We start from the raw sequence: 9,067 nt of genomic DNA, 5'->3' as shown, positions 1-9,067 counted from the left end.
TTGTTTAAAGTAGTACAATAGCGCTACCACAATTGCTAAAAAACGGATATCTGTTATCGCTTTTTGCCAATCTTGGTAGTGGAAAATACTGATTTTCGCATTGCGAAAATCGTTTGCAGGATTTAGATTATTCGCAATAACCATTGGAACAGGCACTCTCTCATTTTGAAAAAATATTTTTGCATATATTGCTCACTGGCGCTCTTGTTTTACTCATTTGTCGTTTATTTGAATTGTCTGCACAATTCCTTTGTGTATGATGATCAATCAACGATAGTCGATAATTATTTCATACGGCACTGGCATAACTTTCCGGATATTTTTACAGGCAAATATTTTTCTCTTTCCGCTGAATTAACGTATCGTCCGGTAGTCACCCTCTCTTATTTTGTTGATTTTACCTTCTGGAAATCCAACCCTGCCGGCTACCACCTTACCAATGTTTTAATCCATTCGGCAAACTGTGTATTCTTCTTTCTCTTTTGTTTTCAACTGCTGAAAAAACGGCTAACTGCTTTTGTGTCGGCATTACTGTTTTCTTCATATCCCCTCTTATCAGAATCCGTAAACGCAATCGGGTTTCGGGAGGATCTGTTTGCGTTTCTATTTATGATATCGGGCTTTCTCTTTTTTTTAAAATCCCGCAAAGACAAATATTTCATTCATTACTCATTATCTTTACTCTGTTATTTTTTTGGACTTTTCTCCAAAGAAATGGCGATTACTTTACCGGTATTAATTATTTTACACGACCTTGTTTTCCCACCGTTTTTACTAAAAAATACACTGTTGGCAGGACGTCAAAACAACGGGAGTGTGCAACCAATAAACCCATCCATATCATTACGCCTCTCTTATCTAAAATCAGGTTTTTATCGCTATTATAGCGGCTACCTGCTGATTTCTCTTTTCTATCTCTCAATCCGCTTTTACTTTCTCCACAATCCTTTGGAATCAGAAATACAATCGCCATTAAAGAATCCTTTCTCCAGCTTTCTTACCATGACCCACGTATTGGCATATTATATAAAATTACTCTTCCTTCCCTTTCCTTTAAATGTGGATTATGTGATTCCTGTTTCAACATCCATTGCGAAAATATCCTTCTGGATATACGCACTGCTTTTAACGGCAACGGGAATACTTGCATTTCGTACAAAACAAAGAAATAACTATATTTTCTTTTGCATTGTGTGGTTTTTCATTACCTTATCCCCCGTAATGAATATTATCCCATTGGGCAATGTTATGGCAGAAAGGTATTTATATGTTCCTTGTGCCGGTATTTGCATGGCATTTGGGATTTTGTTGACTAAGAGCGCCTCCTTTTTATCTTCTTATCATGAACGGAACACCGTCAGAAAACCTTTTACATTCACTACAACTTTCCCTATTTCGCTGACGCTGCTTCCGGCGCTCTTTTTTCTTTTGTCAGGAAGCGCATATTTAACGCTTCGGAGAAACACGGATTGGAAGGATGGGTTACGCTTATGGTCAAAAACACTTACTGTTTCACCGAACAGTGCGAGAAGTCACATTAACCTGGGAAATGCCTATGAAAAAATGGACATTAACAGCGCCGCTTTTGAAGAATACAAAAAGGCGTTAAAAATAGACCCGAACGACGCCGACCTTTTTAATAACCTTGGCATTTATTATGACAAAATGCGTCTTTATGAAGATGCAATTGCCTGTTACAAAAAAAGTATTGAAATATATCCACAACACACACAAGCACATAATAATTTAGGGGTAATATATACCAAAGAAAGAATATTAGATGAAGCAATCCGGGAATTTACCAAAGCAATCTCAATAAATCATTATTACCCTGACGCACACAGTAACCTTGGCATCGCATATTACCGAAAGGGCGCTATGGATCTGGCGGAACGTGAATTCCTGACTGCGATTTCTATGGAACCAAATCACGCAAAGGCCCATAACGGACTTGGCATCCTCTATAACGACAGGCAGCAATTTGACAATGCCATTCATGCATTTCAAACTGCCGTAAAAATCAAACCCGATTACGCAAACGCCCATATGAATCTGGGCGCTCTGCTGCTGAAACACAAAAAAGACAAACATGCGGCATTATTTCATCTTAAAGAAAGCATAAAACTCGATCCGCAACAAGACCAGGCTACCGGCATAAACAAACTTATACAACAACTTGAACAGGCAAACTAAACGTAATTTCTCAATAAGTTGAGACTGTGCAATCGGCAGTCGGCAAATTGCAGACTGTGGACTGTAGAAATTATTATAAAAACATCAACTTATTGAGAAGTTATCAAAAGGACAAAAGCAATATTTTACACTGTCCCCTGTTCAGCATTCGCTCTCGTTCCCAAGCTCCAGCTTGGGAATGTGATTGTTTGAGAAGCTCCGGCTTCGCATGGAAAAAAGAATAAAACCATGCTATCCATATATTTGAAAATCTATTTCATGCTTCGTTAAATCGTTAAATCTCCCAGTAGGGGGGCAAGGGGGGATGCTAATCCCTTTAACTTTGAACCGAATATGCTTACCAAAGGGAAGCGAGAGCTTCCAATGCAATTGCGTTCCCAAGCCGGAGCTTGGGAACGAGCGTTTTTGCTTTTTCAAAAAACTAAAGTGTTACAAAGTTTTACATTATTATAAAAACATCAACTTATTGAAAAGTTACAACTAAACGATCAAAAGGACAAAGGCAATATTTTAGACTGTCCCCTGTTCAGCATTAAATACCTCTACCAGCCTTCTTTTTAAATACGTATATCTTTTACATGGTTTGTCATTTTTTACTGCGATTGCCAATGCCTTTTTTGTACCTATTAACACCACCAATTTCCTTCCCCTGGTTATTCCTGTATACAAAAGATTTCTTTGCAAGAGCATATAATGTTGCATATGAACAGGCAGTATAACAACAGGGTACTCACTCCCCTGGGATTTATGAATCGATACCGCATACGCCAGCACTATTTCATCGAGTTCTTTGTAATCATATACAACCTCCCCTCCGTCATAATTTACGGTAATTTCCTGATATTCATCATCTATATCAACAATGAACCCTATATCACCATTATATACATCTTTTTCATAGTTATTTACTATTTGCATAACCTTATCATGTTTTTTAAATTGTCTTGTGCCTTTTATTAATTCAACAGGAGATTTATTGAGGGCATTTTGAAGGGTGTTATTTAAATGATGTACCCCCAAAACCCCCTTATTCATTGCCGTTAACACCTGGATATCCTTAATGGCATCAAACTGAAATCTGCCGGGAATCCGTTCTTTACATAACGAAACGATTTCGTTTATTATTTTTTCAGGGTCTTCAAGCTGAATAAAATAAAAATCCTGAAGTCTGTCCTTTTCAAAAGTAAGTACCGGCATATATCCGCTGTTTATCCGATGAGCATTCATCACCACAACGCTTTCTTTCGCCTGACGAAAGATCTCATTGAGATGAACGTAAGGCACAACACCAGACGTTATGATATCATTTAAAACATTTCCCGCCCCTATCGAGGGAAGCTGATTTACATCACCGACGAGGATCAGGGTTGCATCCTTCCGGACAGCCTTCAAAAAATGGTACATAAGTATCGTATCCACCATTGATACTTCATCCACGATAATTACATTTGCGTCCAGTGGATTTCTCTCATTTTTCCTAAAACCCCCTTCCTGTGGATTTATCTCCAATAATCTATGAAGCGTTTTCGCCTCATGTCCCGTCATCTCAAACATTCTCTTCGCCGCCCTGCCCGTTGGCGCAGCTAATATTACACGAAACCCTGATTTATCATAAATTCTGATAATTGTTTTTATAATCGTGGTCTTACCCGTGCCAGGCCCTCCTGTAATGACAAATACCTTTTTATCTACCGCCCCTTTTACCGCCAGGAGTTGTTTTTCTGCAAGGCGAATACCAAACTCTTTCTGAACCCAATCAACGGAGGTATCCATGCCCATCAGATATGTCCGCTTTCCTTTTTGCATAAGGTCATTGAGCATTTCCGCTATTCCTTTTTCTGATACATAACATTTTGCAAGATATATCGCCTTGTTATTGGCCGTTATTTCATCATTTTCATTACAGTCTTCAATTACTATCCTCTTCTCAAACGCAATGGTTCCAAATGCACGGATAATGAGGTCGCGTTCTACCTCAAGCACCTTCCTGCATTCCTCCGTTAATAACTCGTAAGGATAGTACACATGGCCTTCGTTTAATAATTTTTTCAGAACATACAAAATGCCCGCTTCAGCACGCAATATTGAGTCCTTCGCAATGCCCATATTTTCAGCAATTTTATCCGCGGTAATAAACCCGATACCAAATACTTCCATTGCCAGCCGGTACGGGTTCTCTTTTACAATACGGACAGACTCCCTGCCGTACTGTTTAAATATCTTTGCCGCATATGCAGAGCTTACTCCGTTGCTTTGAAGAAAAAGCATTACCTCCTTTACTTCTTTTTGTTCCGTCCATGCGGTTTTGATCATCGCAATGCGCTTTTCTCCAATGCCTTCCACCTGTTTTAGCTGTTCTATTGAATGTTCAATAATATCAAGTGAGGCCACTCCAAAGCGGGACACGATTCTTTTTGCCATTACCGTCCCAATGCCTTTAATAAGCCCTGAACCAAGATATTTTTCAATACCCTTTGCAGTTGCGGGGGTCACCGGTTCGTAAGAACTCACTTTAAATTGTTCTCCATATTTCGGATGACAATACCAATGCCCCCGAAGATTTACTGTTTCGCCTTCAGTAACCGATGCCAGGTTGCCGGTAAAGGTAATGACCTCCTTATGATTATTTACCTTCATTTTGGCAATAGTGTATCCCGTATCTTCGTTGCGATAGGTAATTCTTTCTAATTGTCCCTGAATGACTGATTCTATGGTCATATTCTGTTACTCTACAAAAACATTGTAACACTTTAGTTTTTTTAAAAATTCCAATACTCGCCGTGTAGGGTCAAAGCATTTGCCCGTTTGGGTATGAACGCATTTATGACAGTTTACAGCAAATGCTTCGCCCCTGCTTTTTCAAAAAGCTAAAGTGTTACTAAAATATTACGTACTATTTCCCTACAACATGATATGATAGCGATGAAAATGTTAATTTAAAAAATCCTTGTATTTCAGATAGTTTGATTTTAGCATGTTTTTTGTAACATTTTGTAACATTTTAGATATTAGCCTTGTATTATCCTTCACTATTTTTAAAGCGTTTAAACAATGATACCTTGTAATAAATGCAGCCAGCATATTGGCGAACGTCTCTGTATTGGACTGGGAGACTGGCTTTGCCCGAAGTGTTGTGGACAATATCGCATTGTTGACATAAATTGCTGGAAGTATTGTCCCTTCTTTTTTAAAGAAGAAATCCCCGTCAATGCTGAAAAACAGAAACAATAACTGATTACCCGGGAAAAACCGCAGAAAACATTTACGGACGAAAACGATAATCGCTGCATTAACAAAAGCATGTAATGAGAGGATCGTTTTCCTCCTGGTATGCGGAGAAACCATTTTTAAAATTACCCGGCAAACGCCACATGGCAAATCAACGGTCACGGATAATAACACTTCTTACTGACTTCGGAATTCATGATGCTTATACCGGCATTATGAAGGGAGTGATTGCCGGGATTAATCCGCATGCCAACATCATCGATCTGTGCCATATGATTCCGCCACAAGACGTTTTTCGCGGGGCATATATACTGTACACCTCTTACCAGTATTTTCCAAAAGGAACTATACACATTGCCGTTATTGACCCCGGCGTTGGCAGTGAAAGAAACATACTCTGTGCAGAATGCAAAGGACACCTGTTCCTTGCCCCGGATAATGGTTTATTGAGTTTTATCCTTCAAAAAGAAAAGACTAAAACCATCACACGTGTGACAAATACCAAATTTTTCCTGCCGGGGCAAAGCAATACCTTTCATGGACGGGACATCTTCGCACCGGTAGCGGCACATCTGTCACTTGGCATCTTACCCGATCAGTTAGGCAGGAAAATCAATCAGTTCCGTCAGATTGACATGCCAAATCCCGTATTTGCAAAAGAAAACAGAAGGATTAACGGAACCATTCTCTCTATTGACCATTTTGGCAACCTCATTACCAACATCACAGAAAAAGACATAGATAATTTAGAAACAACCACAAACAATCTAATTTTAACGGTAGACAATGAGAAAATAAAGGGCTTAAGTAATACCTATGCCGATGTAAAAACCGGCATGCCACTTATGTTTATAGGAAGTGCGGGGTTTTTAGAAATATCAGTAAATCAGGGAAATGCCAAAAAACATTTCAGGGCAAAACAAGGCCACAAGGTTTACCTCGATGCTTGAACAAAAAGAAACCCACCTATCTATAATACTTTAGTTTTTTGAAAACTTCCAATAATCGCGAGGTATTCTCAAATTCTGTTACGCAGGTTAAAAGGGTAGCTGCTCTGATAAATGAGATTGCTTCCGCTTCAGAAGAACAAAGCAATGGCATTCAGCAGATGGATCAGGTAGTGCAAAAAATGCCGCAACTGCAGAAGAGGCTGCTTCGGCAGGAGAAGAATTGACGGCGCAAGCCCAGGAACTTAATGCCCTTGTAAAAACAATATCCCTCGAAGTCAATGCAAGCGAAGGGGAACACCATTAGCCTGAGTCCTCAATCGGCAATCTGCAATTTGCAATTTGCCGACTGCATAATGGTGAAATCCGAAATGCGAAATACGAAGCAAATTCCAAACTTCAACTGTTCAAAACCGGGTTTTTTTCATTGGGATTTTGTATTTTTGAATTTATTTCGGACTTTGTATTTCGTACTTCAAATTTTTTATCTAACGCATGTTTGGTTCTGGTTATACCAACTTAGGTACTGAATCATTTTTTCTTATCCAAACAGGCGGTGATCCTGTTTTTGCCATTTTTCTTCGATTCTAATAATGCCTTATCTGCACGTCCAATAAGACCGCTCCTGTTTAAGTTATCTATTGATGGTTTCGTTTCCGCCACACCAATGCTTATTGTTACTTTATATTGTTCTTTATTATCGGCAAAGACATGCTCTGCAACCCTTTGGCGCAGTCTCTCTGCAACAATCAAGGCGCCTTCCAGATCTGATTCAGGCAAGACTATTGCAAATTCTTCTCCCCCGTAGCGGGCGAGTATGTCATAAGTTCTGATTCCCTTTTTCAATAAATCGCACAATTCCTTTAAAATAAAATCACCTGCCTGGTGGCCATAGTTATCGTTAAATTTTTTAAAATTATCCACATCGAGCATGATTAAACAAAAAACGCCCTTTTTCCTTTTTGTTCTATTAAGTTCCCTTTCAAGAAATATTTGTAAATACCGATGATTATATACTTCCGTTAACCCGTCTATATTGGCAAGACTTTCAAGCCACTTATTTTTTATCTCAAGCTCCCTGGCCGCTTTCTGCATTTGTATTTTTGCATTGACAAGTTCTTTATTCATTTGATCATACGTCAGATTTATTCCACTGAGAATGGTATTTGCTTCAATCAATATCTCCTCAATAGATTTTGGCTTCTTAATATAAAACCCAAAATAGTTTGCATTATGCACCACCTCCAGGTCAACTTTATCCAATATATCGTCAATTACTGCCTTGCTAAAACCCAAATTAACCTTCATTTCCTTAATAAATGTATCATAATATTTATTCGGCTCATTAGAATATAAAATGTTGGATACCAACCCTGAAAAATAAATAACATTTGTGTAAAGTTGTGCCTTTTTATCATCTCCTTTGTTCTTTTCCGGAAAATGGTGATATTGAATGGGAACTGATAATATATCCGGGAAGCACCAGTTCTTTGTAATCTCATAGCCTATTTGTGCGTGGTCTATACCGATAATTTGCTGCTCAATCTCAATAATGTTTTTTTTACTATTTTGCGCCTCTTTAGCGACCTGATCGTATAATTCTGGGTGTGTGCTCGCTATAATTAATTTGCCAATATCTTTTAAAAGTCCCGCAATAAATATCTCCTCAAGATCATTATTATCAATTTTATTCTTAATCAACCTGGCAACAACTGCGGTAGCAAGAGATTTCACCAAAAAATCTTCATACATGAATAATTCCGCCTTATTGCCTCCTTTAATTGAGAGAAATGAAAAGGAAAGAACCAGGCTCCTTATAGCATTGATTCCGATACATGATATTGCTTGCTGTATGGTGCTTATTTTATATGCAAAACCATAATAGGCAGAATTAGCAATCTTTAATACTTTCGCAGAAAGCGAAACGTCTTTTGATAACATACCTGCTATTTCTTTTACAGACGTTTCCTCTTTTGATGTAAGGGAAATAATTTCTGATGCTACGGAAGGTAATGTTGGCAGGTCTGGCGATTTTAGTATATCCTTTAAAATATCTTCTTTTTTCATATCAATACTCCACTATTAATGTATAGGGCGTTTGCAAAACGGACCTTTTTGGCCACTTAATACTTATAGTTAGCGCATGGATACACTGCACAAACATCAATAGCATTGGAATTTCTTAAAAACATAAATTGTTACTATTTACCGTAAAATATATTTTTCAATTTTTATTTTCTATTGCCTTATTATACTTTACTATACTTGAAGTTTAGTGCACAAATCCAACTTTTTGTAACACTTTAGTTTTTTGAAAAAGTAGGGGCGAAGCATTTGCCCGTTTGGATATGAACGCATTTATGACAATTTACAGCAAATGCTTCGCCCCTACACTGCGATTATTGGAAACAGTTTAGATTTTTGGAAAAACAAAAATGCTCGTTCCCAAGCTCCGGCTTGGGAACGTAATTGCGTTAGAAGCTCTGGCTTCCATTTAGCCGGCAAGCGAAACTTCGTGTATTATTCGATTCAAAAGAGGTTTTCCAAATATCTTGGGTAACATACAGAAAAACGGGTGCATTCCCGATTGTTTGTAAGCGTTCATGGAGTCGGGGCAAAACAACCCTGACAGGGTTTGAAACCCTGTCAGGGTTAACACTACTGCAACGTTTCATTAAAACATGGCGGAAATCACAAAA

General features: G+C 38.3%; 5 protein-coding genes. 3 read left to right on the top strand and 2 right to left on the bottom strand.

Features of this window, described 5'->3' with window-relative positions; genetic code table 11:
* Window positions 1–165 precede the first annotated feature (165 nt).
* A complete protein-coding gene (locus QZT26_RS14760; protein ID WP_099323809.1) occupies window positions 166–2,193 on the top strand; it encodes a tetratricopeptide repeat protein in 2,028 nt (675 codons plus the stop codon).
* Window positions 2,194–2,703: 510 nt separating this feature from the next.
* Here QZT26_RS14760 and QZT26_RS14755 read toward each other — a convergent pair.
* Entirely contained in the window at window positions 2,704–4,911 is a 2,208-nt protein-coding gene (locus QZT26_RS14755; RefSeq protein ID WP_295103231.1) for an ATP-dependent RecD-like DNA helicase, read from the bottom strand.
* Between the two features lie 653 nt (window positions 4,912–5,564).
* On the opposite strand from QZT26_RS14755, the gene QZT26_RS14750 reads away from it, so the two are divergent.
* Together QZT26_RS14750 and QZT26_RS14745 are read left to right on the top strand one after the other, a co-directional pair.
* Entirely contained in the window at window positions 5,565–6,371 is an 807-nt protein-coding gene (locus tag QZT26_RS14750) for an SAM-dependent chlorinase/fluorinase (protein ID WP_295103230.1), read from the top strand.
* 38 nt (window positions 6,372–6,409) lie between these two features.
* On the top strand, window positions 6,410–6,595 hold the full coding sequence (locus tag QZT26_RS14745; RefSeq protein ID WP_099323813.1) for a hypothetical protein: 186 nt from the start codon (window positions 6,410–6,412) through the stop codon (window positions 6,593–6,595).
* A gap of 304 nt (window positions 6,596–6,899) precedes the next feature.
* Here the strand turns inward: QZT26_RS14745 and QZT26_RS14740 are convergent, their stop codons facing one another.
* Entirely contained in the window at window positions 6,900–8,435 is a 1,536-nt protein-coding gene (locus QZT26_RS14740; RefSeq protein WP_164995145.1) for a GGDEF domain-containing protein, read from the bottom strand.
* Window positions 8,436–9,067: the final 632 nt, after the last annotated feature.

Source organism: uncultured Candidatus Kuenenia sp. (assembly GCF_900696675.1).
Taxonomy (GTDB): domain Bacteria; phylum Planctomycetota; class Brocadiia; order Brocadiales; family Brocadiaceae; genus Kuenenia; species Kuenenia stuttgartiensis_A.
This window is presented reverse-complemented; position numbering and strand designations above follow the sequence as displayed.